This is a genomic window from Sphingopyxis sp., assembly GCF_034380315.1.
In the GTDB taxonomy this organism is placed as follows: Bacteria; Pseudomonadota; Alphaproteobacteria; order Sphingomonadales; family Sphingomonadaceae; genus Sphingopyxis.
Genome location: NZ_JAXMPB010000002.1, coordinates 418207 through 443331 on the forward strand (window position 1 = coordinate 418207; position 25125 = coordinate 443331).

General features: G+C 66.8%; 23 protein-coding genes. 10 read left to right on the forward strand and 13 right to left on the reverse strand.

The genetic code is table 11. The features are described from left to right. The first annotated feature begins 186 nt into the window (after positions 1 to 186). From U0S50_RS05060 to U0S50_RS05070, 3 genes are all read left to right on the forward strand, one after another. Positions 187 to 1374, forward strand: a complete 1188-nt coding sequence (locus U0S50_RS05060; RefSeq protein WP_322307668.1) for a carboxynorspermidine decarboxylase — start codon at positions 187 to 189, stop codon at positions 1372 to 1374. Continuing rightward, the gene (locus U0S50_RS05065; RefSeq protein WP_322307669.1) at positions 1374 to 1781 is read left to right on the forward strand and encodes a hypothetical protein; all 408 of its coding nucleotides are present in this window, start codon (positions 1374 to 1376) and stop codon (positions 1779 to 1781) included. The genes U0S50_RS05060 and U0S50_RS05065 overlap by 1 nt, the downstream gene beginning before the upstream one ends. A gap of 334 nt (positions 1782 to 2115) precedes the next feature. Continuing rightward, the gene (locus U0S50_RS05070) at positions 2116 to 3309 is read left to right on the forward strand and encodes a type III PLP-dependent enzyme (protein WP_322307670.1); all 1194 of its coding nucleotides are present in this window, start codon (positions 2116 to 2118) and stop codon (positions 3307 to 3309) included. A 26-nt stretch (positions 3310 to 3335) separates the two neighbouring features. Here U0S50_RS05070 and U0S50_RS05075 read toward each other — a convergent pair whose 3' ends face one another. From U0S50_RS05075 to U0S50_RS05090, 4 genes are read right to left on the reverse strand one after another with little or no spacing between them, the layout of a single operon-like run. Further along, positions 3336 to 4466 carry an ABC transporter permease gene (locus U0S50_RS05075; RefSeq protein WP_322307671.1) on the reverse strand — a complete coding sequence of 377 codons (1131 nt, stop codon included), beginning with the start codon at positions 4464 to 4466 and terminating at the stop codon, positions 3336 to 3338. Beyond that, a complete protein-coding gene (locus U0S50_RS05080; protein ID WP_322307672.1) occupies positions 4466 to 5389 on the reverse strand; it encodes an ABC transporter ATP-binding protein in 924 nt (307 codons plus the stop codon). The genes U0S50_RS05075 and U0S50_RS05080 overlap by 1 nt, the downstream gene beginning before the upstream one ends. Further along, positions 5386 to 6360 carry an HlyD family secretion protein gene (locus tag U0S50_RS05085; protein WP_322307673.1) on the reverse strand — a complete coding sequence of 325 codons (975 nt, stop codon included), beginning with the start codon at positions 6358 to 6360 and terminating at the stop codon, positions 5386 to 5388. Before U0S50_RS05085 ends, U0S50_RS05080 begins: the two co-directional genes overlap by 4 nt. Further along, positions 6357 to 6977, reverse strand: a complete 621-nt coding sequence (locus U0S50_RS05090; protein WP_322307674.1) for a TetR/AcrR family transcriptional regulator — start codon at positions 6975 to 6977, stop codon at positions 6357 to 6359. Before U0S50_RS05090 ends, U0S50_RS05085 begins: the two co-directional genes overlap by 4 nt. A 196-nt stretch (positions 6978 to 7173) precedes the next feature. Here U0S50_RS05090 and U0S50_RS05095 point away from each other — a divergent pair, with 196 nt between their 5' ends. The 3 genes from U0S50_RS05095 to U0S50_RS05105 all read left to right on the forward strand — a co-directional run bounded on the left by U0S50_RS05095 (position 7174) and on the right by U0S50_RS05105 (position 9299). Then, on the forward strand, positions 7174 to 8340 hold the full coding sequence (locus tag U0S50_RS05095; protein WP_322307675.1) for a CoA transferase: 1167 nt from the start codon (positions 7174 to 7176) through the stop codon (positions 8338 to 8340). 80 nt (positions 8341 to 8420) lie between these two features. Further along, positions 8421 to 8852 (forward strand): MAPEG family protein, encoded by a 432-nt coding sequence (locus U0S50_RS05100; protein ID WP_322307676.1) that lies wholly within the window; start codon positions 8421 to 8423, stop codon positions 8850 to 8852. Positions 8853 to 8864: 12 nt separating this feature from the next. After that, entirely contained in the window at positions 8865 to 9299 is a 435-nt protein-coding gene (locus U0S50_RS05105) for an MAPEG family protein (RefSeq protein WP_322307677.1), read from the forward strand. 30 nt (positions 9300 to 9329) lie between these two features. Here the strand turns inward: U0S50_RS05105 and U0S50_RS05110 are convergent, their stop codons facing one another. From U0S50_RS05110 to U0S50_RS05145, 8 genes are all read right to left on the reverse strand, one after another. Continuing rightward, positions 9330 to 10532 carry a class I SAM-dependent RNA methyltransferase gene (locus U0S50_RS05110; protein ID WP_322307678.1) on the reverse strand — a complete coding sequence of 401 codons (1203 nt, stop codon included), beginning with the start codon at positions 10530 to 10532 and terminating at the stop codon, positions 9330 to 9332. 1 nt (position 10533) lies between these two features. Further along, positions 10534 to 11889: an NAD(P)H-hydrate epimerase gene (locus tag U0S50_RS05115; protein ID WP_322307679.1), complete on the reverse strand. Its 1356-nt coding sequence runs from the start codon at positions 11887 to 11889 to the stop codon at positions 10534 to 10536. A 62-nt stretch (positions 11890 to 11951) separates the two neighbouring features. Further along, the gene (locus U0S50_RS05120) at positions 11952 to 12347 is read right to left on the reverse strand and encodes a hypothetical protein (protein ID WP_322307680.1); all 396 of its coding nucleotides are present in this window, start codon (positions 12345 to 12347) and stop codon (positions 11952 to 11954) included. Between the two features lies 1 nt (position 12348). Then, a complete protein-coding gene (gene ilvD / locus U0S50_RS05125; protein ID WP_322307681.1) occupies positions 12349 to 14205 on the reverse strand; it encodes a dihydroxy-acid dehydratase in 1857 nt (618 codons plus the stop codon). Between the two features lie 59 nt (positions 14206 to 14264). Then, positions 14265 to 14996 carry an N-formylglutamate amidohydrolase gene (locus U0S50_RS05130; RefSeq protein ID WP_322307682.1) on the reverse strand — a complete coding sequence of 244 codons (732 nt, stop codon included), beginning with the start codon at positions 14994 to 14996 and terminating at the stop codon, positions 14265 to 14267. Continuing rightward, positions 14993 to 15844, reverse strand: coding sequence for a 4-(cytidine 5'-diphospho)-2-C-methyl-D-erythritol kinase (locus U0S50_RS05135; RefSeq protein ID WP_322307683.1), 852 nt, complete (start codon positions 15842 to 15844; stop codon positions 14993 to 14995). The genes U0S50_RS05130 and U0S50_RS05135 overlap by 4 nt, the downstream gene beginning before the upstream one ends. Next, complete coding sequence (locus tag U0S50_RS05140) at positions 15841 to 17301, reverse strand: tetratricopeptide repeat protein (protein ID WP_322307684.1); 1461 nt, start codon at positions 17299 to 17301, stop codon at positions 15841 to 15843. Before U0S50_RS05140 ends, U0S50_RS05135 begins: the two co-directional genes overlap by 4 nt. A gap of 196 nt (positions 17302 to 17497) precedes the next feature. Next, a complete protein-coding gene (locus U0S50_RS05145) occupies positions 17498 to 19153 on the reverse strand; it encodes an electron transfer flavoprotein-ubiquinone oxidoreductase (protein ID WP_322307685.1) in 1656 nt (551 codons plus the stop codon). 118 nt (positions 19154 to 19271) lie between these two features. Between U0S50_RS05145 and U0S50_RS05150 the strand changes: the two genes are divergently transcribed. The 4 genes from U0S50_RS05150 to U0S50_RS05165 all read left to right on the forward strand — a co-directional run bounded on the left by U0S50_RS05150 (position 19272) and on the right by U0S50_RS05165 (position 23536). After that, positions 19272 to 20057, forward strand: a complete 786-nt coding sequence (locus U0S50_RS05150) for a uracil-DNA glycosylase family protein (RefSeq protein ID WP_322307686.1) — start codon at positions 19272 to 19274, stop codon at positions 20055 to 20057. Between the two features lie 12 nt (positions 20058 to 20069). Then, positions 20070 to 21824, forward strand: coding sequence for a lytic transglycosylase domain-containing protein (locus tag U0S50_RS05155; RefSeq protein ID WP_322307687.1), 1755 nt, complete (start codon positions 20070 to 20072; stop codon positions 21822 to 21824). 5 nt (positions 21825 to 21829) lie between these two features. Beyond that, positions 21830 to 22354 carry a molybdenum cofactor biosynthesis protein B gene (gene moaB, locus U0S50_RS05160; protein WP_322307688.1) on the forward strand — a complete coding sequence of 175 codons (525 nt, stop codon included), beginning with the start codon at positions 21830 to 21832 and terminating at the stop codon, positions 22352 to 22354. An 81-nt stretch (positions 22355 to 22435) separates the two neighbouring features. Then, the gene (locus U0S50_RS05165) at positions 22436 to 23536 is read left to right on the forward strand and encodes a PA0069 family radical SAM protein (RefSeq protein WP_322307689.1); all 1101 of its coding nucleotides are present in this window, start codon (positions 22436 to 22438) and stop codon (positions 23534 to 23536) included. A gap of 34 nt (positions 23537 to 23570) precedes the next feature. On the opposite strand, the gene U0S50_RS05170 is transcribed toward U0S50_RS05165, so the two are convergent. After that, on the reverse strand, positions 23571 to 25082 hold the full coding sequence (locus U0S50_RS05170) for a replicative DNA helicase (protein WP_322307690.1): 1512 nt from the start codon (positions 25080 to 25082) through the stop codon (positions 23571 to 23573). Positions 25083 to 25125: the final 43 nt, after the last annotated feature.

Consider the following 25125-nt stretch of genomic DNA (forward strand, 5'->3'; position numbering starts at 1 on the left):
TTGCCGCGCGACCGCGCGACGTGCGGCCTCTGGCGTCGGACGCGAAACGCCAAGCATCGCTCTATGATGGCGCTGCTTTTGTGCTAGGTCAGCGCGATTTTCGATCAGCGGTCGAACGGCGCCACCCGCCGCCGGACCGTCACACGACCATAGCGGGCCGAACGGGCCCATCAGGAGCGAGCGATTATGGAAACCCGTGCCGGCGACCCCGGAGCCTTTGCGCGCTTCGATCTCAGCCGCGTACCGTCACCCGCCTTCGTCGTCGATGCGGCGAAAGTGCGGGCGAACCTGTCGGTGCTGCGCCGCATCGGCGACGCATCGGGCGCCCGTGTGCTCGCCGCGCTCAAGGCCTTTTCGATGTGGTCGCTCGGCCCGACCGTTGCCGCGCATGTCGACGGGGTCTGCGCATCGGGCCTGTTCGAGGCCCGATTGGGTCGCCAGGAATATGCCGGCCCCGACGGCGATCGCGAGGTTGCAACCTATTGCGCCGGCTACAAGGCCGCCGACCTGCCGGAAATCGCGCGCCTGTCGGATCATCTGATCTTCAACTCGCCCGGCCAGATTACGCGCTTTCGGCCCCTGCTCGACGCATTGCGCGCCCAGGGCGAACGCTTTGACATCGGCCTGCGTATCAACCCGATGCACAGCGAGGGCGAGGTCGCGAAATATGACCCCGCCGCGCCGTGCAGCCGCCTGGGCTTTCCCGTCAGCCAGCTGCTCCCCGAACATATGGAAGGCGTCGATGGCGTCCATATGCACACGCTGTGCGAACAGGATTTCCCGCCGCTCGCGCGCACCTGGGACGCGGTACAACCGATGCTGCGCCCCTTTTTCGGCCGCCTGAAATGGATCAATTTCGGCGGCGGCCACCATGTCACGCGCAGCGATTATCAGATCGACGATCTGATCGCCTTTCTGAAACAGGTGCGCGCCGCGACCGATTGCGACGTGATGATCGAACCGGGAGAAGCGGTGGCGCTCGATGCCGGTCTGCTGGTCGGCGAAATCCTCGACCTGTTCGACAATGGCATGCCGATCGGCATCACCGACATCAGCGCGACCTGCCACATGCCCGACGTGATCGAGGCCCCTTATCGCCCGGCGATGCTGGGAGAGGAAACGAGCGGCCCGATCACCCGGCTCGGCGGACCGTCATGCCTGGCGGGCGACGTGATCGGCGATTATCGTCTGCCCGGCGGCGCGCGCATCGGCCAGCGCTTCGCCTTCCTCGACCAGGCGCATTATTCGATGGTCAAGACGAACACATTCAATGGCGTTCCCCTGCCGTCGATCTGGCTGTGGGACAGCGAAACCGACGAACTCCGGCTGGTCCGCGAATTCGGCTATGAGGATTTCAAGACGCGATTGAGCTGATGAGCGATCCCCTCGACATGACCGGAATGTGGACGGGAAGCTATCGCTATCCGTCGCCCTGGGAACCGCCGAGGGAGTTTGTCGCGGTGATCAGCGAACAGCGCGGCGCGTTGTCGGGAAGCACGACCGAAAAATCGGACCTGCTGCCTGGCGCCGACGAACGCGCCGCCATTCGCGGAACCCGGACCGACACCGCCGTCGCCTTTGGCAAATATTATGACGGCGACGGCGCCTATGCCCATTTCGTGGCCTATGAAGGCACGCTCACCCCCGACGGGCGGCGCGTCGAGGGGCGCTGGTCGATCGACGGCTTTTCGGGCAGCTTCGTGATGACGCGCCCCGCGCTTGCCGCCATCGACGCCGAGGCGGAGAGCCATGAACGCGCCGAAATGACTTTCAGCGCCTGACGAGTCGCCTACGCCCCGCCTGACCGCGGCCCATATCGGGCCCGGCGAAAATGCAGAGCTTGCCTGACTGGCGAGTCGATTTTCGATCGCAAAATGGCGCAGGAATGGCGATATCGGGCGCACGCATACGCCCCGCTCGACGCCCCGCGCCCACCCCTGAACGCAGCTCTGCCCCGGTTTAGCGCGGGTGCGGCCGCTGCATCCCGAAATTGCGCAATTGGGTCTTTACAGGGGGACCCCCCGTTAATATATCGCCCCCCGCTGCCCCAGGGGGACTTCCAATAACCGCAAGGCAGCCTTGGATGTTTAACTTTACCTTTGGGGGTCCCTTGCATTGCACCAGCATCATAGCGCCCACGGGCTGATTCAGGCACTTTCGCCGGTCGAACCTGTTACGCTTGTCCGCCCGCATGCCGCGCGGCGCGCAGCGCGTTTCTTCATCGAGCGATTTCCCGGCACCACCATGTACGCGGTCAAGGCGAATCCGTCGCCCGATCTGCTGCGCGTGCTGTGGGATTCGGGCGTCACCCATTATGACGTCGCCTCGATCGCCGAGGTCCGGCTGCTCGCGCGCGCGCTGCCCGAAGCGACGCTTTGCTTCATGCATCCTGTGAAGGCCGAGGAAGCGATTTCCGAGGCCTATTGGAAACATGGCGTGCGCACCTTCTCGCTCGACACGATGGAAGAGCTGGAAAAGATCGTCCGCGCGACCGAAGGCGCTCAGGACCTCAACCTGCTCGTGCGTCTGCGCGTTTCGTCCGACCATTCCAAGCTCAGCCTTGCCGCCAAGTTCGGCGCCGAGCCCGAGGATGTCGCCGAACTGCTGATGGCCACCCGCCAGGCGGCCGATGCGCTGGGCATCTGTTTTCACGTCGGCAGCCAGGCGATGACCCCGCACGCCTATGCCCAGGCGATGGAGCGCGTCCGCGCCGCGATCGTCGCGGCATCGGTGACGGTTGACATCGTCGATGTCGGCGGGGGCTTCCCCTCCTCCTATCCGGGCATGGAGCCGCCGCCGCTCGACGCCTATTTCGAGACGATCCACCGCAGCTTTGAAAGCCTGCCGATCAGCTATTCGGCCGAACTCTGGTGCGAACCGGGCCGCGCGCTGTCGGCCGAATATAGCTCGCTGATCGTGCGCGTCGAAAAGCGGCGCGGCGAGGAACTGTACATCAACGACGGCGCCTATGGCGCGCTGTTCGACGCCGCGCATGTCGGCTGGCGCTTCCCCGTCAGCCTGCTGCGCGACGGCGAGAGCGAGGCCGAAGATGTCGCCTACAGCTTCTATGGCCCGACCTGCGACGATCTCGACCATATGGCCGGCCCCTTCTACCTCCCGGCGGATGTGAAGGCGGGCGACTTCATCGAGATCGGCATGCTCGGCGCCTATGGCTGCGCGATGCGGACCAAGTTCAACGGCTTTGGCGCCGAGGAAATTCACGTCGTCAGCGACGAGCCGATGGCAAGCCTTTACACCGGCGAAGTCGAACAGGAACGCCGCAGCGCGACCGTCACCAAGCTGTTCTGAAGATCCCTAACCCGCGATGCGGTGGGTCAGCCCACCGTGTCGCGGTAACGGAAAATCGCCACCGCCCCGAGCACCAGCAGCGTCAGCAGCAGGATGCCGATTTCGGGCAGCGCATAGGCGGCGTCCCACCCTTTCAGCATCACGCCGCGCAGGATGCGCATGAAATGCGTCGTCGGCAGCACCTCGCCGATCCACTGCGCCCATTGCGGCATGCCGCGAAACGGGAACATGAAGCCCGACAGCAGGATGCTCGGCAGCATATAGAAAAAGCTCATCTGGATCGCCTGCACCTGGTTTTGCGCGATGGTCGAGATGCAAAAGCCGAGCGCCAGGCTGACCGCGCTGAACAGCAGCGCCGCCGACAGCGTCAGCAGCACGGAGCCTGCGAAGGGCACCGAAAAGATCAGCCATGCCAGAATGAAGACCACGACCGTCTGGACCAGACCGACGACCAGATAGGGGGCGATCTTGCCGACCATCACCTCGAACGGGCGCAGCGGCATGGCGAGCAGATTTTCCATCGTCCCCAGCTCATTCTCTCGCGTCACGGACAATGCGGTCATCATCACCATCGTCATCGACAGGATCACCGCGAGCAACCCGGGCACGGTATTATGGCTGGTGATCGCCTCGGGATTATAGCTGCGGTGGATGACCAGATCGACCGGCCCGGCGCGCGCGGCCAGCGCCGCATGGGGGCCGATCAGGTCGCGGGCGAGCGCGCGCTCGACGGTTTCGCGCAGCGCGCCCAGCGCATTGCCGGTCGCCGACGGGTCGGTGGCATCGGCGGTGACGAGCAGTTGCGGCCGCGCGCCGCGCACCAGATCGCGCGAAAAATCGGCGGGAATGGTCACCAGGAACTGCACCTTGCCGCTTTCGATCAGCGCCTCCCCCTCTCCCCGCCGGGTGACGACATGGGTGACGTCGAAATAGCTGCTGTTGCGCAGACCTGCGTCGATCGAGCGGGTGAAGGCCGAATGATCGTTGATTTCGATCGCCAGTGGCAGGTGGCGGGGATCGCCGTTGATCGCATAGCCAAAAATCAGCATCTGCATCAGCGGCATCGCGAACATGATCGCGATGGTGCCGGGATCGCGCAGCATCTGCCGCACTTCCTTGAAGATCATCGCGCCGATGCGGTCGAGCCAGCCGGGCATCAGTTCACCACCACGCTATTGTCGGTGGCGTTTTGCATCAGGTCGATGAAGACATCCTCGAGCGTCGGCGTCGAGGCTTTCCAATGGACGCGGCCGTCCCACGGCGCCACCGCGCGCCGCAAGGCGTCGGGATCGGGCCCGCAAACATGCAGGCGGGTGCCAAAGGGCGCGGCAAGGCTGACGCCGGGAAGCCCCTCTATCTCGCGCGCCAGCCGGTCGGCGCCCGGACCTTCACCGGTCAGCGCATAAAGCCCCGATGCGGCGATCACTTCCTCGGTCGTCCCGCGCGCCAGCATCCGGCCATAGGCGATATAGGCAATTTCGTGGCAGCGTTCGGCCTCGTCCATATAATGGGTCGACACCAGCACGGTCATATCCTGCTTGGCCAGGTCGTGGATCTGGTCCCAGAATTCGCGCCGCGCCTGGGGATCGACCCCGGCGGTCGGTTCGTCGAGGAGCAGGATGCGCGGTTCGTGAAGGATACAGGCGGCCAGCGCGAGCCGCTGTTTCCACCCGCCCGACAATTTGCCCGCGAGCTGATCGGCGCGCGTCGCGAGCCCCAACTGTTCGAGCGCCGCATCGACGCGCGCGCGGCGGCGGTCGAGGCTGTACACGCGCGCCACGAAATCCAGATTCTCGCGGATGCTGAGGTCGCCGAACAGCCCGAATTTCTGGGTCATATAGCCGATCTGGCGCTTGATCGCCTGGCGATCATGCCCAAGGTCGAGCCCCAGCACCGTGCCGCCGCCCGCATCGGGGATCAGCAAGCCGCAGATCATCCGCAGCGTCGTCGTCTTGCCCGATCCATTGGGCCCCAGAAAGCCGCAGATCCGCCCGGCATCGACCCGCAAGCTCGCCTGATCGACAACCGTGCCCCCGCCAAACCGCTTGGTCAGGCCATGGACGTCGATCGCCGCGGTCATTGCGCGACGACCTCGACCGGCAGGCCCAGCGGCAGCGGATCGTCGGTGACGGGCAGGCTGGCCTCGACCATGAACACCAGCTTGGCGCGCGCTTGCTCACTATAGATGACCGGCGGCGTGAATTCGGCGCGCGGCGCAATATAGCGGATGGTCGCGCGGCGTTCACCGCCGCAGGCGTCGCAGCGATAGCGGATCGCGGCGCCGATCTTCATCGCCGCCAGCCGCGTTTCGGGAACGAAAAAGCGCAGCTTGCGGCGGTCGTCGGGGATGATCGACACCACCGGATTGCCCGCCGGCACCACCTCGCCGGGGTTGAAGAAGGTCTGTTCGACCTGCCCGGTCGCGGGCGCCACCGGCGCAAGGTCGCTGACTCGTTTGCGCTGGCCGCGCACCGCCGCCGCGGCGCCGAGGGCCTGCGCGGCCGCTGCGCGCTGCTGATCGATCCGTCCCGCCGTAATTTCGCCCGCACGCTCCTGCGCGGCCAGTTGGGCGACATTGGCGCGCGCCACATCGCGCGCCGCGCGCGCCGAATCGAGCGCCGCCTTCGACACGAAACCGCGCCCGGCCAGCGCCGCCACGCGGTCATAATCCTTTTGCGCCTTCACCGACTGCGCCTGGGCGGCCGCCATATTGGCGCGCGTGATATCAAGCTCGGCCTGCCGCTGCCGCTGCTGCGCCAGGTCGGCGCGCTGCGCTTCGGCTGCACGCTCGCTCGCCTCGAGCTGCGCCAGATCGGCCTGCCCCGTCTCCGCGTCGAGCGCGAACAGCGGATCGCCCGCCTTCACCCGCGCGCCGCGATCGACCGCGCGCGAGGCGAGTATCCCGCCCTGCGGCGCGGACACATAGACCGCCTCCCCCTCGACATAGCCCAGCCACGTCGGCTCCGACGCCTGCGGCCAGGCGTACCAGGCGGCGGCCCCGCCCAGCACGACAAGGACCAGGGGAATGGCGAGCTTGGGCGATGCTTTCATGATCCGGCTCCGGCTTCGACCTGCAACCCGCCGAGCACCATCGCGACATGCGCATCGGCCATCGCCTCGACATCGACACTGTCCGCGCCCGCGGGTTCCAGAACGGTTTTCCAGATCGCGGTGACGATGATCCCGCCCATGATGCTGCGCGCGCTGTTGCGCGCATCGACGGCGCGAAACTCGCCGCGCGCGACGCCATGTTCGATGATCGTTTGCAGCGCGTGATGGATGCGCGACACGGCATGTTCCTGATAATAAGCGACCAGATCGGGAAAGCGGTTGCCCTCGCCGATCACCAACCGCGGCACCAGCGCCACGTCGGGGCGCGTTACCTGCTGCATCGCGGTGCCGATGATCTGGCGGATCAGCGCGGGCGCCGGCACATCGCCGATGTCCGACGGGATGACGACTGGTAGCATCCGGTCGATCAGCTCCTGCGTCAGCGCAAAGAACAGCTCCTCTTTCGAGGCGAAGTGCAGATAGAGCGTCGCTTTCGACAGCCCGGCGGCCTTCGCAATATCGTCCATGCGCGCGGCGGCGAAGCCCTGCGCCGCAAAGACTTCGCGCGCGGCGCGAAAGATGGTTTCATCACGATCGTCGGGTATCTGGCGTGGCATGGCGCATTTATAACTGACTGGTCAGTCATAAACAAGCCCCCTCGATGCAACGGTTGCAGCGCGCGGCGCTTTTCCCCTTCCGTTTCCATCTGCAACTATTCTATCCTCGGCCATCGATCCGATACAGAAAGGCGGGCATGATGCCGCAGGCACCAGATGATGCGACCGAAAGCCATGTGGGCGGGGGCCGGCGATAATGACCATGCTCGAAGGTATCCGCATCATCGACCTCACCACGGTGATCTTCGGCCCCTATGCGACGCAGATGCTCGCCGACCTCGGGGCCGAGGTGATCAAGGTCGAAACCCCCGGCATCGGCGACGTCTCTCGCTACCTCGGCAGTGGCATTCCCGATCCCACCATGGGGTCGATCCATCTGACCGTGAACCGGGGCAAGCGGTCGATCGCGCTCGACCTCAAAAAGCCGGAGGATGCGGCGCTATTGCGCGATCTGATCGCGGGCGCCGATGTCTTTTTCCACAACGTCCGGGGCAAGGCGATCGCCCGCCTCGGCTTCGACTATGCCGCCTGCCGGGCGCTCAAACCCGACATCATCTATGTCCATGGCACCGGCTTTGGCCAGGACGGCCCCTATGCCGATCTGCAGGCCTATGACGATGTCATCCAGGCCGCGACCGGCACCACCAGCCTGCTGCCGCGGGTCGATGGCGACCCCAGCCCGCGCTATTTCCCCTCGCTGATCGCCGACAAGATCGCCGGCCAGTTCGGCGCTCAGGCGATCCTGGCCGCGCTCGTCCACAAATTGCGCACCGGCGAAGGCCAGGCGGTCGAAGTGCCGATGTTCGAATGTTTCGCTGCCTTCATGCTGACCGAACATCTGCGCGACGCCGCGCTCGAACCGCCGATCGGCCCGGCGGGCTATCCGCGCCAGCTCGACCCGACCCGCCAGCCGTTTCCGACGGCGGACGGCCACCTCGCCATCGTGCCCTATACCCCGGAATCGACCGCGCGGCTGCTGACGCTGCTCGGCAGCGCCGATCTGCTCACCAGCCCCGCGTTCGCAGCCGCAAAGGAAAAGGGGCAGCATATGCCGCTGGTCTATGCCGAAATTGCGCGCAAGACCCCGGCACGGACCAATGCCGACTGGCTGGCACTGTTCGCCGAAAACGATATTCCCGCCATGGCGGCGCGCGATCTTCAGAATATCAAGGACGACCCCCATCTGGTCGCGACCGGCTTCTTCCGGCGGCGCACCCATCCCGACGTCGGCGCGTTCGACGAAATGCAGCCCCCGGTCCGCTTCGGCGCGGCACCGTCTCGCGACCTGGGCTTCGCGCCGAAAGTGGACGGTGACGGCGATGCGATCCGCTCCGAACTGAACCGAAACGAAAGGGCGAGATAATGCGTTGCATCTTGCCACGCAGACCCTAGCATCCCCGCCTGCGCGGTCGTCAGCAAGGCGCCGCAACGAAAGGGGGAATTATGCCCGAGAGCCTACTCGCTCCCGGCGCCGTTCTGGCGCTCTGGACGCTCATCATGCTTTTCTGGATGGCCGCCACACGTTTCTCGGCGATGGCCAAGGCCGGGGTCGACATCAACACCGCACCGCCAGGCGGTCGCGGCGTCGATCTGGAGGGCGCGCTGCCGCCCGCGACCAACTGGAAATCGCACAATTACACCCACCTGCTCGAACAGCCGACGCTCTTTTACGCGGTGATCGTCTTTCTGCACCTGTCGGGCGGATCGACCGACCTGACGCGCGGCCTTGCCTGGGCCTATGTCGTGCTGCGCATCGTGCACAGCCTGTGGCAGGCGACGGTAAACCGCATCCCGTTGCGCTTCGGCATCTTCCTCCTGTCGACCTTGTGCCTGTTCGCCCTGTCGGCGCTCGCCGTCATCGCGACGCTGGGCTGAGGGAGACGCCATATGGAAGGAAACGCCATATTGGGGCCCGTCGCGGCGCTGGCGCTGTGGACGATGGTGATGTGGTTCTGGATGTATGCCACCCGCATTCCCGCCATGCAGCGCGCCAAGATCGATGCGGTCAATCTGGTCGGCACGACGGGCAAAAGCCTCGACGAGATGCTGCCGCCGAACGTCCAGTGGAAAGCGCATAATTACAACCACCTGATGGAACAGCCGACGCTGTTCTATGCGGTGGCGCTCGCGCTGGCCGTGGGCGGCATGGGGGACGGCCTCAACGCGCAGCTCGCCTGGGCCTATGTAGGGCTGCGCATCGTCCACAGCCTGATCCAGGTGACAAGCAACCGCGTCCTGTGGCGCTTTGCGGTATTCATCCTCGCCAGCGTGCCGCTACTGGCCTTGTGCATCCACGCCTTCATGGCATTCGTGCTGCACTGATCGCCGCCTTCCGATCGGAAGGCGGAACCATCAGGCCCGCGAAAAACGCGCGGCCAGTTCCACATGGGTCGACCAGCGGAACTGGCCGACGGGCCTCACCCAATCCAGCGTGTATCCGCCCGCGACCAGCATTTTCGCATCGCGCGCAAAGCTCGCCGGGTTGCAGCTGACATAGGCGACGACCGGCGCCGCCGAGCCCGCGAGTTGCTTTACCTGCTCCTCCGCCCCGGCGCGCGGCGGATCAAGAATGATGGCGCCGAAACGGTTGAGCTCGGCGGGAACCAGCGGACGGCGGAACAGGTCGCGATGCTCGGTCGCGACCAGCGCGCCGGCGCGGTTTGCCGCCCCCGTCAGCGCCGCGATGGCATCGCGCGCGCCTTCGGCGGCATAGACTTTGCGCCCCGGCTGCACCGACAACGCAAAGGTGCCGACGCCTGCGAACAGGTCGGCGACCGCCGCCGCGTCGCCGATCGCATCGCGCACCGCCGCAACCAGCGCCGCCTGCCCCGCCGCCGTCGCCTGCAAAAAGGCAAAGGGCGGCACTTCGACCGATATGTCGCCAAAGCGTACCGTCGGCGGTTCGGGCTGCCACAGGGTTTCCAGCCCGTCGCCCTGATCGACCGCCAGCCGCGCCAGCGCATGGGCGCCCGCAAAATCCTGAAGCGCCATTGCGGCATCGAGCCCTTCGGCCTTCACGCCCTCCAGGATCAGTTCGACACCCTGGTCGAGCATCTGCATCTTGACCTTCACCGGCCGCCGCTGCGGCGCGATCGTGCCCAGCAGCGCCCGCACCGGGGCGACCAGCGCGAACAGGTCGGGATGCAGCAGCGGGCATTCGCGCATATCGACGATCTGGTTGCTCTGTGCCGCGTTGAAACCGATCGCGACCTGCTTGCCCGCTTTCAGCGCGGTCAGCGCGGCGCGGCGGCGGCTCTGCGGCGGCGACAGCTGCGCGGGCGCGATCTCGCCCGCCCGCACCTGCTGCGCCGCGAGCGCGCCCGCGACCCGGTCGCGCACGAAATCGGCGAGCGCCGCCTCGGCGACATGCTGCAACTGGCAGCCGCCGCATTTTCCGAAATGGCGGCAGACCGGATCGGCGCGGTTCGGACCGGGGATGATCGCGCCATCGGGGCCGATCCGATCGCCGGGAACCGCGCCCGCGACATGGCGGCCGTCGCCGGTCACGCCGTCTCCGCGCGCGGCAATACGCTCGATCAGCGCAGTCTCGGTCATTTCACTTCCCAATCAGATCGTCGGCGACAAGGCCGGGGCCTATACGCGCGGCGCGCGCGATATGCCAGCGCACCGCGGCGACCGCCGCGTCAAAAGCATCGGCGCCGCCCGCCAGCATCGCCCCGCATGCTCCCGCCAGCACATCGCCGGTGCCCGCCGTCGCCAGCCAGGGCGTGCCCGGCCACGCCGCCGCGACCCGCCCATCGGGCGCCGCGATCACCGTATCGGCGCCCTTGTGGACGATCACCGCCCCGGTGGCGGCCGCCGCCGCCATCGCGCGGTCGATCTTGTTGCCGGACAGGCCGGGAAAGGCGCGCGCAAATTCGCCTTCATGGGGCGTCATGATGGTCGGCGGCATTCCCCCCTTGCCGAGACGGGGCAGCGCCGCCGCGATCGCCGCCGCATCGAGGATCAGCGGCTTTCCCGCATCGAGCGCCGCGGCGACGTCGCGATCGAGCGCTGCGCCCGCCGGATAGCCCGGCCCCAGCACCACCGCCCCCAGCCGCGGATCGGCGAGCCGCATATCATAACCATCGCCATCCTCGGCGATCACCGCCGCAAAGGGCGCGGCGTGCGCACCGCACAGGATCACATAGCCCGCCCCGGCGCGCAGCCCGGCGCCCGCCGCCAGCGCCGCCGCCCCTGCCATCGGCCCGGCGCGGACCAGCATCATGCCGCGGCTGAACTTGTGCGCCGCCGCGCCCGGAATGCGGGGCGCGGCGAGCGGCAGGCTGCGCATCGCCGACCCTGCGTCGATACCGATGCTCGCGCACCGCACCGTTCCGCAATCGGCGGCGGCGGGCAGCAGCACATGCGCGGGCTTGAGCGCGCCAAGCGCGATCGTGACATGCGCGGGCAAGGGCGCGCGCCAGTCCCGCCGCGCATCGCCATCGACCCCGCTCGGCACATCGACGGCAACGATCCGCCGCCCGGAAAAACCGCGCAGCACCGCGGCCAGATCCGCCGCCAGCGGCCGCGTCAGCCCGACGCCGAACAGCGCATCGACGATCACCGGCGCGCCCATCAGATCGCTTTCGATCGCCTCCACCGCCCCGCTCCAGCGCGCGCACGCCGCGCCGGCCAGATCGGTCGCGGGCGGCGCCAGCGCCGCGACCCGCACCGCGGCGCCGTGCGCGGCGAGCAGCCGCGCCGCGACATAGCCGTCGCCGCCATTGTTTCCGGGACCGCAAAGCACCAGCACCGGTGCCCCGGCGCCGACGCGCCACGCCATGTCGGCGACCGCCGCGCCCGCCCGGTCCATCAGTTCCGATAATGGCGTTCCATCGGCCGCGCACGCTGCCTCGGCCGCGCGCATCGCTTCGCTTGTCAGGATGGGGGCATCGGCGGGAAAGGACATGCCGCGACCCTAGCAGCCGCCGCGTAAAAGTCGCCCCACTTCGCGCTGCGGCGTCGCGCGCGCTATTTCGCGCCCTTGGTATTGGCGGGCAGGCGATAGCGGTCGGCCCCGACCGTCACCTCGATCATGCCGTCGCCGACAATGGCCACCTTCGCCGGTTCGGCCCCGTCGGCCGCGACAACCCCGCTGCCGTCGGTCGCGATCCGCAAGCGGCGATATCCGGTCGTTTCGCGCCCGACGATCAGCACGGTCCCTTCGGCGCTGCTCATCTCTTCCAGCGTACAGGTGCGATCGAACAGCTCGGCGCCCTCCAGCGCGCAGTCGATGCGGCCGTTCGCCGCCGCATCGCGCGACCCGCGGGCTTCGGCGGCGGCCAGTTCGCCATTGTCCGGCGCCCGGTCGCATCCCGCCACCAGCAACAGCGGCATCAGCCATGCCGCCCTGATCGATCTCGCCACCCTACCCCCTTTTCAGTTGCGACAGATCGCGCACCGCGCCCCGCGCCGCGCTGGTCGTCATTGCGGCATAGGCCTGAAGTGCTACCGAAACCTTGCGCGGGCGCGGCTTTTCGGGCTGCCATGCCGCCTCGCCCCTTGCCTCCATCGCGGCCCGGCGGGCGGCGAGTTCCTCGCTCGATATGACCAGTTCGATCGTCCGGCCCGGAATATCGATCTCGATCCGGTCGCCATTTTCGACCAGCCCGATCGCGCCGCCTTCGGCCGCTTCGGGCGACACATGGCCGATCGACAGCCCCGACGTGCCACCCGAAAAGCGCCCGTCGGTGATCAGCGCACAGGCGGCGCCCAGTCCCTTGGATTTCAGATAGCTGGTGGGGTACAGCATCTCCTGCATCCCCGGCCCGCCCTTGGGCCCTTCATATCGGATGACGACGACGTCGCCCGCGACGACCTGTCCGGTCAGAATTCCGCTGACCGCCGCATCCTGGCTTTCGAACACCTTGGCGGGGCCGGAAAAGCGAAGGATATTCTCATCGACCCCGGCGGTCTTCACGATACAGCCGTCGAGCGCGATATTGCCCGACAGCACCGCCAGCCCGCCATCCTTGCTGAACGCATGTTCGACGGAACGAATGACGCCATTTTCGCGGTCAAGGTCCAGGCTGTCCCAGCGGCGATCCTGGCTGAAGGCGGTCTGGGTCGGAACCCCGCCGGGCGCCGCCAGATAGAATTTCTGAACATCGGGATCGTTGGTACGCGTGATGTCCCATTTGTTGAGCGCGTCGCCCAGCGTCGCGCTGTGCACCGTCGGCAGGTGCGCGTGGATCAACCCGCCGCGCTCCAGCTCGCCCAGAATCGCCATGATCCCGCCCGCCCGGTGGACATCCTCCATATGCACGTCGCTTTTCGCCGGGGCGACCTTTGACAGACAGGGGACACGGCGCGACAGGCGGTCGATGTCGGCCATGGTGAAATCGATGCCGCCTTCGTGCGCCGCGGCGAGCAGGTGCAGGACCGTATTGGTCGATCCGCCCATCGCGATGTCGAGGCTCATCGCATTTTCAAAGGCTTCGAAATTGGCGATGCTGCGCGGCAGCACCCGCTCATCCTCTTCCTCATAATAGCGGCGACACATTTCGACGATCATCGCACCGACGCGAAGAAACAGCATCTTGCGGTCGGCGTGGGTCGCAAGCTGCGATCCGTTGCCGGGCAGCGACAGCCCCAGCGCCTCGGTCAGGCAGTTCATCGAGTTGGCGGTGAACATCCCCGAACAGGAACCACAGGTCGGACACGCCGCCTGTTCGATCGCCGTGACCTCTTCGTCGCTGTACGTCTCGTCGGCGGCGGCAACCATCGCATCGACCAGATCGAGCGCGACCTCCTTGCCCTTCAGCACCACCTTGCCCGCTTCCATCGGGCCGCCCGACACGAAAATGACCGGAATATTGATGCGCAGCGCCGCCATCAGCATCCCGGGGGTGATCTTGTCGCAGTTGGAAATACAGATCATCGCATCGGCACAATGCGCATTGACCATATATTCCACGCTGTCGGCGATCAGGTCGCGGCTCGGCAGGCTGTACAACATGCCGTCATGCCCCATTGCGATACCGTCATCGACCGCGATCGTGTTGAATTCCTTGGCGACCCCGCCTGCCGCCTCGATCTCGCGCGCGACCATCTGACCCAGATCCTTCAGGTGGACGTGGCCGGGAACGAACTGGGTAAAGCTGTTGACGACCGCGATGATCGGCTTGCCGAAATCGCTGTCCTTCATTCCGGTCGCGCGCCACAGACCGCGCGCGCCGGCCATGTTGCGGCCATGGGTGGTCGTGCGCGAACGATAAGAAGGCATTGAGAGAGCTCCGAGTAATATTATTTCGAAAAATGGCGTTTCGATGCGCCTCTACACACCTATGCGGCGAGTTTCAACGCTGCATCCTTGCACATTTTCGCCAGATGCGCGGCAAAACGCCGCTGCCCCGCGGCGTCGGCAACCAGATCCTGGCGCATTTCGATGCCGACATAGGGGATGTCATTCGCCTCGGCATGGCGGTTCATCGTCGCGTTGAGCAGCTTGCCCGAATAGGGAAGCTGGTCGCCGACCGTCAGCCCCGCCGCCGTCAAGGCCGCGATCGCAGCCGGGACGAGCCGTGTATCCTCATTGTACAGCACCCCCACCTCCCAGGGACGCTGCTGTTCGGGATCGCTCGCGAGCGACGGGGTAAAACTGTGCAACGACAGGATCATCGCCGGCCGGGCGCTGGCGACAACCGCCGCAATCCGGGCGTGATAGGGATGGAAAAAGCGCGCCAGCCGCGCCTCGCGCCCGGCATGGTCCAGCGCGTTGCCCGGAATCGCATGGCCGTCGCTGGCGATGGGAACCGCACCGGGGGCATCGGGCTCGCGATTGCAATCGACGACCAGTCGCGACACCCCGCCCAATATCGCGGCATCGACCACGCCATCCTCGACCAGCAACGCCGCCACCTCGGCGACCCCGATGTCGATCGCGATGTGATTGGCGAGCAGCGCCGGATCGATGCCCAGGTCGATGTCGTCGGGAACATGGGCCGAGGCATGGTCGGCGATCAGCAAAATACCGTCGGCGCGCGGACGTCCCAACTGGCGCCATCCCTCGATCATCGCAATGCTCCCGCCAATTGCCACCAGTCCGGGCGCACCTCCGCCAGCCGCACCGCCGCCGCGTCGCGCCGGGCGGCGGCATCGAACAGCGCAAGGCAGGTCGCCCCCGATCCCGACATGCGCGCCAGCCACGGGCCAAGCCCGCCGAGTTCCAGCAACACCTCCGCGATCGCCGGACATTCGGCGGTCGCCGGGCGCTGCAGATCATTGCGCGCGCCGATCAGTTCGGCGCGGGGGTCGTGCCCGATATACAGCGGCCCGCGATCGATCCCGTCCCAGGCGGCGAACACCGGCCCGGTCGCGACGGGCTGGCGCGGGTTCACCAGCAGGATCGGCATTCCGACAAGCGCGGCGGCGGGCGCCGGGCTCAGTTCGTCACCCGTTCCGGTGCCAAGGCAGGTGCGGCTCGCGACGCAGGCGGCGACATCGGCGCCAAGCGGCGCCACCAGCGCGGCCAGCGCGGCTTCGCCGACTTCGGGGACGAAATGATCGCGCACCAGCCGCGCCATTGCGGCGGCATCGGCCGATCCGCCGCCTATTCCCGCCGCGACCGGCAGGCTTTTGTCGAGCGTCACGCCAAGCGGCGGGATACGCGCGGCGCCAAAGCGCGCACGCAGCAGCGCCAGGCTGCGCAGTACCAGATTATCGTCACCCGCGCTCAATCCGCCGGAAAACTCGCCGGTGATCGTCAACCGGTCGGCGTCGGCCGGGGACGCGGAAATCGCATCGCCCGCATCGACAAAGGCGAACAGCGTCTCGATCATGTGATAGCCGTCGGGGCGTCGCGCGCGGACGTGCAGCGCCAGATTGACCTTCGCCCAGCCGGTTTCGCGCATCGCCCCGCTCATGGCGCGACGGTCGCCGTGGTCAGCCCGTCGCGCAGCTTGGCATCGACCCTGCCCGCCATGCCCTCTTCGGCGATGAGCGCGGCGGCGCGCCAGGTATAACGCGCCTCGAAACGCCGTCCGGCCCGCCAATAGGCATCGCCCAGATGCTCGACAATGACCGCATTGCCGGGTTCGCCCTGCTGCGCCTTTTCCAGCAGTCCGACGGCTTCGGCGATGCGGCCGGTCAGGAAATAGGCCCAGCCGAGCGAATCGGTGATGCTGGCATTGTCGGGCTCGCGCTTCCACGCCGCCTCGATCCGCGCCAGCGACCGGTCGATATCGCGCCGCCGTTCGAGCGCCGAATAGCCGGCAAAGTTCAGCACCGAGGCATCGTCGGGGCGCAGCGACACGGCCCGCTCGATCAGGGGCTCGGCCGCGCTCCAGTCGTTGGCCTGCAATTTCAGGTCGGCACGCGCGATCAGCAGCATCGCGCGCAAAGCCACATCGTCGGCCCCGCTGCCCAGCGCATTGTCGAGCCTCGCATAGGCCTGTTCGGCCAGCGCCTTGTCCTCGGTCCGGCGTGACAGGTCGGCAAAACGCAGCAACAGGCTGCGCGGGGCGCTGTCGTCTTTCACCGCCGTCGCCGCCGTGCGCGCGGCGGCGGGAAGCTCGCCCGCGTCGGCCAGCAATTCGGCGCGGCGCATCGCCATCACCGGCAGCAACGGCCCCCGGCCTTCGGCCAGCAGGGCGATCGCCGCATCGCGCCGCTCGCCCTGCGCCAACGCCTCGACCAGCGCGGAGCGGACCGCGGGGTCCTGATCGTCGAGCCAGTGCGCCGATCGCGCGAACAACAGCGCGATACCATTGCCGCCATTGGGGGAACGCGCAAAAATATCGCCGAGCAGCGCCAGCCAGTGCGCAACGCCGCTGCGCGGGTCCGAAATGGCGCGATCGGGGAACAGCAGCATCGGGTCGTCGCGCCCGCCGGCCGCCAGCGCGACGCGGCCGCGCAGCCGCCTGGCGGCATCGCCCTCGCCCACCGAATCGAATGTCGCGGCCAGGCGCAGCGCGACCAGCTGGCTCATCCGGTCGCTCAGCACGACGGCGTCGGCGCTCGCCACCGCGTCGGCCGGACGCTTGCTCGCAAGCTGGACCAGCGCCGCTTCCAGCGCGAGCGCGGGTTGCCGCGGCGCATCGCCCGGCCCGGTATCGAAATGTCGTTCGGCGTGGCTTTCGCGCAGGCCGACGTCGATCCAGGCGTTGAACATGGGATGGAGCAGCCGCGCCATTGCATCGCCGCCCGTCTTGTCGCTGCGCGCCGCCACCAGCGCCCGCGCGCCCTTCCAGTCCGACCGCCGCATCGCATCGACCAGCAGCACCATCTGGGCATCGAACCGGCGGTCGCCGCTGTCCCACAGACGCGCCGCGACGCCGCGCGCCGTGATCAGGTCGCCCGCGCCGATCGCCTGTTCCAGCATACGGCCGTCGAGGCCGCCGATCCCCGGCGCGGCTTTCGACAGCGCCGTCAGCGCCGCCAGCGCGTCCGCGGGCTGCCGCGCCTCTTCTGCCAGGCGGGCCGAAACCAGCGCATGAAGCGCCGCCTTGCTGTCCTCGGCGGCACGGGATGGCAGGGCGACGATCGATGCCGCCGCGATCAGCGCGAAACCGGCGGGCTTACATATTCGGATAATTGGGGCCTCCGCCGCCTTCGGGAGTGACCCAGTTGATATTCTGGGTCGGGTCCTTAATGTCGCATGTCTTGCAATGGACGCAATTCTGCGCGTTGATCACGAATTTCGGATCGCCTTCGTCGGCACCGACAATCTCGTAAACCCCCGCCGGGCAATAACGCTGCGCGGGCTCGTCATAAAGCGGCAGATTATATTCGACCGGGATCGTCGGATCCTTGAGCTGCAGATGAACCGGCTGGTCTTCCTCATGATTGGTGTTCGACAGGAACACCGAGGACAGACGGTCAAAGGTCAGGACGCCGTCGGGCTTTGGATAGTCGGGCTTGGGCATCATGTCGGCACGGTACAGCGTGCTATTGTCCGGGTGATGCTTCATCGTGAAGGGCATCCGGATGCCGAAACTTTCCAGCCACATCGTCATGCCCGACAGGATGGTGCCCGCCAGATCGCCGAATTTCTCGACCAGCGGCAGGACGTTGCGAACAATCCCCAACTCCTTTTTCACCCAGCTGTCGTCATAGGCGTCCTGATAGGCGGCCAGCGTATCGCCCGCGCGCCCTGCATTCACCGCCGCAAACGCCGCCTCGGCGGCCATCATCCCCGACTTCATCGCGGTGTGGGTGCCCTTGATCCGCGGCACGTTCAGGAAACCGGCGCTGTCGCCGATCAGCGCGCCGCCCGGAAAGGCAAGCTTGGGCACCGATTGATAGCCGCCGTCGCTGATCGCCCGCGCGCCATAGGAAACCCGCTTGCCGCCCTTCAAAATCTTCGCGATCTCGGGGTGGGTCTTCCACTTCTGCATCTCCTGAAAGGGGGAGATGTGCGGGTTGCGGTAATTGAGCCAGGTCACGAAGCCCAGCGCGACCTGTCCGTTCGCCTGATGATAAAGGAACCCGCCGCCATTGGCATGTGCGTCCAGCGGCCAGCCCTGGGTGTGGATGACCCGCCCCGGCGCGTGATTTTCGGGATCGATGTCCCACAATTCCTTGACCCCCAGGCCATAGACCTGCGGTTCGCAATCGGCGTCGAGCGCGAATTGCGGCTTCAGCATCTTGGTCAGATGCCCGCGCACGCCTTCGCCAAAGAAGGTATATTTGGCGTGGAGTTCGAGCCCGGGGGCATAATCCGCCTTGTGGCTTCCGTCACGGGCGATGCCCATGTCGCCGGTCGCGACCCCCTTTACCGATCCGTCTTCGTTATAAAGGATTTCGGCAGCGGCGAATCCGGGGAAAATCTCGACCCCCAGGGCTTCGGCCTGTTCGGCGAGCCAGCGGCAAAGATTGCCGAGGCTGCCGGTATAGGTGCCCTTGTTGTGCATGAAGCCGGGGGTAATGAAATGCGGCACGCCCAGCTTCTTGGTCTTGGTCAGCACCCAATGCTGGTTGTCGTTGACCGCCACTTCGGCAAGCGGACAGCCCTGCGTCCGCCAGTCGGGGATCAGCTCGTCGAGCGATTTGGGATCGATGACCGCGCCCGACAGGATATGCGCGCCGACTTCCGACCCTTTTTCGAGGATACAGACCGACAATTCGCTGCCCGCCTCATTCGCCATCTGCTTGAGGCGGATCGCCGCCGAAAGGCCCGCCGGCCCCGCGCCGACGATGACCACGTCATAAGGCATCGATTCCCGTTCGCTCACGTCCAAAACCTTTCTGCCATCCCCGCGCCGATCATTCGTCGTATGCGGCGCTCATTCTGTCACGAATTGCGATGCCCGCCAATTGACGGGTCCGTCAACCGCCTGTTTGAACAAATTCATGGGTGGGTTGAACTCGGCACGACTGGCGGAAAGCTATTGCGACTGGTGGTCGCTTGCGGGCATCGATGCGCTCGTCGGCGAAGCGCCGGCAGGCTGGCTTGACCTTGCGCCGGCGAATGACGCTGCGGCAACCAAGCCCAGGGTGGCCGTCGTCGATATCGAACCGCCGCCGCTGCCCGCCATATTGCAACGACAGGATGCCCCCAAGGACGACGGGCCGAAGGGACCGGTCGCCCTTCCCGACCAATGGGACGACTTCCGGCGCTGGCTTGGCGAAAGCGACGATGTGCCCGGTGCGCAATGGGACGCGCGGCGCGTCCTGCCGGTCGGCGAGGCGCGCGCACCGCTGATGCTGCTCACCGCCTGGCCCGAAATCGACGACCAGCGCCAGGGCGAACTCTTCACCGGCGACGCCGGGACGCTGCTCGACGCGATGCTGCGCGCGATCGGCATGGTGCGCGACGATTGCTATGTCGCCAGCCTTGCCGTCACCCGGCCGCCCGGCGGACGGTGCGCAGAGGACGACCTTGCCGAACTCGACCGCCTGCTCTGGCACCATCTGCGCCTCGCGCAGCCACAGCGGCTGCTGCTGATCGGCAGCGACATCGTCCGCATGGCGGCGGCGATGCCGCTCGCCGACGCGCGCGGAAGGTTACTCGATATTAACCAAGATGGCGGCAAAGTGGAGGTGGCGGCAGTCGCTCATCCGGCGATGCTGCTGGCCCGACCGGCGCAAAAGGCCGCCGCCTGGGATAGCCTGAAACTGCTCAACCAGGGACGTTGACAGATGCGGAACATGAACAAATTTTTCCTTGCCGCCGGCCTGTTGACCGCCGGGGGCGTCGCGCCCGCCATGGCGGCCGATGCCGGCGACCGCCCGCTCGCGGCGGCGGCACAGACGGTGCCCGACATCCTCTCGTCGCGGCAGAAACAGGCCTATGGCCAGATTCTCGCCGCGATCCGCGGCCAGCGCTGGGGTGAGGCCAGGCAATTGCTCGACGATGATCGCGACGGGCTGCTCGCCGATTTCCTGCGCGCCGAACTGTTGCTCGACGCGAACAGCCCGCGCGCCGAAATCACCGACATCCTGCCGATCCTCGCGCGCTCGCCCTATCTGCCGCAGGCGGCGCAACTCGGCCGCCTCGCCGCACGGCGCGGTGCCTCCGACCTTCCGACCCTGCCCGCCGAAACCCGGCTCAACTGGGCGGGCAGCGCGCCGCGACGTGTCGGCGCCGACAGTGTCAGCGACCCCTTTGCCAGCGGGCTCGCCTCCAGCATTCCCGATCGGATCAAGAATGACGATCCGGCGGGCGCAGAGGCTTTGCTGAATGCGGTGATCGACAAGCTCAGCCCGGAGGCGCGCGCCGAATGGACGCAAAAGGTCGCCTGGTCCTATTATATCGAAAATGACGATCAGAATGCGCTGCGTCTGGCGCAGATGTCGTCGCAGGGCGGCGGATCATGGGCGACGCAGGGCGCCTGGGTTCAGGGCCTCGCCGCATGGCGGCTTGCCGATTATCGCAGCGCCCTTTCGGCGTTCGATCGCGTCGCGCGCGAAGCGCCCGACAGCGAATTGCGCGCCGCGGGCCATTATTGGGCCGCCCGCGCATCGATCGCCGCCGGACAGCCCGCACTCGCCCAGCCGCGCCTGCGCGCCGCCGCGGGCAATGAGGAAACTTTCTACGGCCTGCTCGCCGCCGAATCGCTGGGGATCGAAGCCGGTCGCCAGCGCGAGAATGTCCGCGCCGACCGCAGCGCGTGGCGCGCGCTCGAGGATCTGCCGAACGTCCGCATCGCGATGGCGCTCGCCGAAATCGGCGAGGACAAATATGCCGACGAAACGCTGCGGCACCAGGCGCGGATCGGAAAAGGCGATCAGCACGCGCAGTTGATCGGCATCGCCGGCGCGCTCAGCCTGCCCGAAACCCAGCTTTATCTGGCCCACAACACGCCGCAGGGCCGCAAGCTCGCCGCCGCCAATCGCTACCCCCAGCCACGCTGGGAACCGGTCGGCGGGTGGAAGGTCGATCCGGCGCTGGTCTTTGCGCATACCCTTCAGGAATCGCGCTTTCAGCGCGCCGTGGTCAGTTCGGCCGGCGCGCAGGGGCTGATGCAGGTGCGTCCCGGCACCGCCCGCGACATCGTTCGCTGGAACGACGGACAGATCAAGGCCGCGCTCAGCGATCTCAAGACCCCTTCGGTCAACATGGATCTGGGCCAGCGCTATCTGCAACATCTCAGCCGGGAATCGGCGACCGGCGGCCTGCTGCCCAAGGTGATCGCCGCCTATAACGCCGGCCCGGCCCCCGTCGCGCGCTGGCAAAGCGAGATTCGCGACAATGGCGATCCGCTGCTCTACATGGAATCGATCCCCTATTGGGAAACCCGCGGCTATGTCGGCATCGTGCTGCGCAACTATTGGATGTACGAAGCCCAGCAGGGCAAGCCTTCGGTCAGCCGCGCCGCGCTCGCACAGGGGCAGTGGCCGCGCTTTCCCGATGGCAAGGACCGCATCCGGCTGAGCTATGCGGGCAGCGGCAACGCCGACTGACGCCGGTGGCGATCGACCCCACCCTGCCCTTTCGTCCCGTCCGGATCGCGCTGCTGACCATTTCGGACAGCCGCAGCGCCGCAGACGACCGTTCGGGCGACGCGCTGCAGGACATGCTGACCACGGCGGGGCACCGGCTCGCCGCCCGCGCGATCATCCGGGATGAAGCCGACCTCATCGTCTCGCGCCTTCACAACTGGATCGACGATCCACAGGTCGACGCCGTGATCACCACTGGCGGTACCGGGCTCACCGGCCGCGACGTGACGCCCGAGGCGCTGCGCCGCCTCGACGGCAAGGAGATTCCAGGGTTCGGCGAGCTGTTCCGCTGGCTCAGCTATCAAAAGATCGGCACCTCGACGATCCAGTCGCGCGCCTGCGCGATTGTCGCGCGCGGTACCTATATCTTCGCGCTTCCCGGCTCGACCGGGGCGGTCCGCGATGCGTGGGAGGGGATTTTGGCGACCCAGCTCGACAGCCGCTACCGCCCCTGCAACTTCGTCGAACTGATGCCGCGCCTGACCGAATAGGCCCGCCGCCCGCGCGCGCCCACAATCCTTATCGGCAACCGCCGGCTTTTTGTTCTTTATTTGTTCTAGGCGAACAGGTAAATGGAGGCGGTGGAACCGGCCAAACCCCTGCCCTCAATTCCCGGTCGCGGCGCGCCCACCAATTTGCGTCCGACCCGCACCGGATCGCTCGAGCGCGAGGCCGACGGCGACTGGCTCGACGACCGCAAGGCCATCGACGGCGCACCGCCACCGCTGCGCACCACCGTCACGGCCGAACATCCCAAAACGATCATCGCACGCAACCAGTCGCCCGATCTCGGCTTCGATCGCTCGATCAACCCCTATCGCGGCTGCGAACATGGCTGCATCTATTGCTATGCCCGGCCGACCCACGCCTATCACGACCTGTCGCCGGGGCTTGATTTCGAAAGCCGGCTGTTCGCCAAACCCGACGCGGCAAAGCTGCTGCGCGACGAGCTTGCCCGGCGCAATTACCGGGTGGCCCCCATCGCGATCGGCACCAACACCGACGGTTATCAGCCGATCGAACGCGAATGGGGCGTCACGCGGTCGGTTGTCGAACTGCTCGCCGAAACGCGCCACCCGCTGCTGATCACCACCAAGTCCGACCGGCTGCTGCGCGATATCGATCTGCTCGCCGCCATGGCGCGCGACGGGCTGGTCGGCGTGGCGGTGTCGGTGACCAGCCTCGACCCGCATATCGCTCGCACGCTCGAACCGCGGGCGCCGCATCCGCGGCGGCGTCTTGCCGCGATCCGGCGGCTGATCGACGCCGGCGTGCCGACCCAGGTCAATATCGCGCCGATCATCCCCGCGATCACCGACCACGAGATAGAGGCGATCATGGCCGCCGCCGCCGACGCAGGGGCGATCCGCGCCTCCTATATCCTGCTGCGCCTGCCGTTCGAGGTGGCGCCGCTGTTTCGCGCCTGGCTCGCGGACCATTACCCCGACCGCGCCGGCAAGGTGATGCATATGGTTCAGGATATTCGCGGCGGGCGCGACAACGACCCAGGCTATTTCACGCGCATGAAGGGGCGCGGTGTCTGGGCCCAGCTGATCCGCACCCGTTTCCGGCGCGCCGCGCGGCTCCACGACCTCGACGGCGGCTTTCCCGCGCTCCGCACCGACCTGTTCCGCCCGCCGGAACGGGACGGCCAGATGGCGCTGTCCTTCTGACCGGCGCGCCGGGCCTTCACCGGGGTAACGTCAGCTATTCATAATCCTCATAGGCCTGGCTGTCGTCGGCCAGATCATGGAACTTGGTCGTCTTGGCATCGAATTGCAGGCGCACCTTGCCGGTCGAACCGTGACGCGATTTGGCGACGATCAGCTCGGCCAGGCCAAAGACGCGCTCCATTTCGGCGGCCCATTCCTCGTGCGCCGCATGGATTTTCACATCGTCGCCCTCGACCGGGCGCTTGGGTTCGCGCGCCGCGACATAATAATCCTCGCGGAACACGAAAAAGACCATGTCGGCGTCCTGCTCGATCGACCCCGATTCGCGAAGGTCGGACAGCTGCGGGCGTTTGTCCTCGCGGCTTTCGACCTGGCGGCTGAGCTGCGACAGCGCCATCACCGGAACATGAAGTTCCTTTGCCAGCGTTTTGAGACCGCGGGAAATTTCGGAAATTTCCTGAACCCGGTTGTCGCCGCTTTTCGACGAACCCTGCAACAGCTGAAGATAGTCGACGATGATGAAACCGATGCCGTGGCGGCGTTGCAGGCGGCGCGCGCGGGTGCGCAGGCTGGCGATCGTCAGGCCCGGCGTGTCGTCGATGAACAGCGGCAGCGTCTGCAACTGCTGTGCCGCGCGGCTGAGCTGCTGAAACTGTTCCTTGCTGATCTTGCCCATGCGCAGCGCTTCGCCCGATACCCCCGATTGTTCGGCGAGCACGCGCGTCGCGAGCTGGTCGGCCGACATTTCGAGGCTGAAAAAGGCGACCTTGGCGCCCATATTCTTTTCGGGCGGAATGCCGTCATCTTCGTCGCGCCGCCAGCGCTCGGCGGCATTATAGGCGATGTTGGTCGCCAGCGACGTCTTGCCCATCCCCGGACGCCCGGCGAGGATCATCAAGTCCGAATTGTGCATGCCGCCGATCTTGGCGTTGACGCTGGAAATGCCGGTGGTGATCCCCGACAGATGGCCGCCCGAATTGAGCGCGCGCTCGGCCGCCTGCAACGCGGTCAGGCTGGCGACGTTGAAGCTTTTGACCGACCCCATTTCGGCCTCGCCCCCGGCGACGCGGTAAAGCGCGGTTTCGGCTTCCTCGATCTGCGCATGCGGATCGACGCTCTCGCTGGTGTCGAGCGCGCCATCGACCAGGCCGCGCCCCACCCCGACCAGTTCGCGCAGCAGCGCCAGGTCGAAAATCTGCCGCGCGAAATCGCGCGCCCCGATCAGCCCGGCGCCGCTGCCGGTCAGCTGGGCCAGATAGCCGACCCCGCCGACCGCCTTCATCGCCTCGTCGGCTTCGAAATAGGGTTTCAGCGTCACCGGGGTCGCGATGCTGTTGCGTTCGATCAGCGCCATCGCCTGCTGGAAAATGCGGCCGTGCAGCGGTTCAAAGAAATGCGCGGCATTCAGCTGCACCGGCAAATCCTCGACGACTCGGTTATCGATCAGAATCGCGCCCAGAAAGGCCGCCTCCGCCTCGATATTGCGGGGCAATTGGCGCTCATCCCCGGCCGGGGCCGGGGTCGGAAACAGGGCTAGTTCGGGCATGGCGCCACCATGCGACGGCGGCCTCGTTCATGCAACGGCGATC